Below are 803 nucleotides of genomic sequence, written 5' to 3' on the forward strand. Positions count from 1 at the left end.
CCAAACTCGTCCCATGGCCACTGCCCTTTCTTTTAACATTTGACCTGCCTTTTCAAAGCTCTCTCTATCTATTATCTTGGGATAGATTTCGTTTCCTAAGTACTTTTTATTGGTAAGGATTCTTTTTACACTGGAGCTGTTTTTCTTTAAGCCTGCCAGGTCTGCCGACTTTATAAGGGCATTTCCATCAAGATAGTTTTTAAAGATTTTTCTTATATTCTCGGCTTCTTTTTCTTGAACTTCTAGTCTTCCGTCTCTTATGGTATAGCCATAACATAACCTAGACATCTTCTTTCACTTCCTCTCTTAATACAAGTCCACACTTTAAATGAAAATCAAGAGTCTCTCTATTGACAACTTGAATGTGGTCAATGATTTCTTCAAGCAAGTCATCTTCAAAGTGATCTATTATTTCACTTTTTCCTAAAATTCCTATTAGCTTTTCAAGCTCTCTTATTTCTTCATCATTTCCAAGGATGGCTTTTTTACTTCTTTCCTTTTCCCTGAGTAGATAACTTTCTTCACTTGAAATTTCACTGCTTTCTTTTGCGTAAATACTTGCATCTAAAACTCCCGAAGTTATTAGTTTGCTTAGAACCTCTTTTCTTTCCTTTAGTTTCTCTAAGCCTTCTTCTATTTTATTTATCTTCTCGACTTCTTCCTTGCTGTCCACACTATTTAATGATTTCAAAAGTGGTGTGAGGATACTATCTTTTCCAAAGATTAGCTTGTTAACTAAAGTTACAAAAGCTAGTTTTATGTCCTTGTCTTTAATAAACTTCATAGAACACTTATTAATATCT

1 protein-coding gene and 1 pseudogene are annotated in these 803 nt (G+C 33.9%); both read right to left on the reverse strand.

Annotated features, from left to right (window positions below; translation table 11 throughout):
* The coding region (locus PEPTYR26121_RS08395; protein WP_180500973.1) for a recombinase family protein at window positions 1-288 on the reverse strand (288 nt) is incomplete at its 3' end.
* Window positions 281-803: pseudogene (locus PEPTYR26121_RS08400) on the reverse strand (recombinase family protein); the annotation flags it as partial. The pseudogene PEPTYR26121_RS08400 and the gene PEPTYR26121_RS08395, both read right to left, overlap by 8 nt.

This window comes from Aedoeadaptatus nemausensis, from assembly GCF_903819165.1.
In the GTDB taxonomy this organism is placed as follows: Bacteria; Bacillota; Clostridia; order Tissierellales; family Peptoniphilaceae; genus Aedoeadaptatus; species Aedoeadaptatus nemausensis.